Genomic DNA, 531 nt, shown 5'->3' on the forward strand with positions numbered 1-531 from the left:
TTAACCAATCTTCGTTTTGGCAATAATACTTTTATTGAAATAGGACGCACTGATGACCAATTTGGTCGTACTTTAGAGATGATTGAAAAGCTAAGTGGATGTGGGGCATTTCTTTTCGCCCTTTATATTGGAATACAGCTTTTTCTCGATATTAGACTTTATTCTATATATGGTTATGGAGCCTTTCCTTTAGGATTGATTATTGTTTCTTTGTTTGCATTATTTTTATTTCTAATGCAATTAGCAAAAGTTATTATTTGGCCAGCCGACTACCCGGTACGTTTTAACCGTAAAACCGGCAAAGTCTATGTGTTTGAGCCAATGTTAAGTAAACGACTTTATTATTTTCCCTTAAGGGAGATAAGAAAGCTTTATAAACCCGTTATAAAAGTTTATGACTGGCAATCAATTGACGGAATGGTAACGCGTAATGGCTTCTTTTTGCGGCAGGAGATTTTTGCGGCAGTGATCGACCGACAAACCGATACCCTGATAGATTACTTTAGCTTATGGGATAACGCCAATTACGTC

At 36.5% G+C, this 531-nt stretch carries 1 protein-coding gene; it reads left to right on the plus strand.

The features are described from left to right. On the plus strand, positions 1–531 hold a 531-nt coding region (locus H3S73_RS13575; RefSeq protein ID WP_198248925.1), incomplete at both ends, for a DUF6708 domain-containing protein.

The organism is Gilliamella sp. B14384G12 (genome assembly GCF_016101825.1).
In the GTDB taxonomy this organism is placed as follows: domain Bacteria; phylum Pseudomonadota; class Gammaproteobacteria; order Enterobacterales; family Orbaceae; genus Gilliamella; species Gilliamella apicola_N.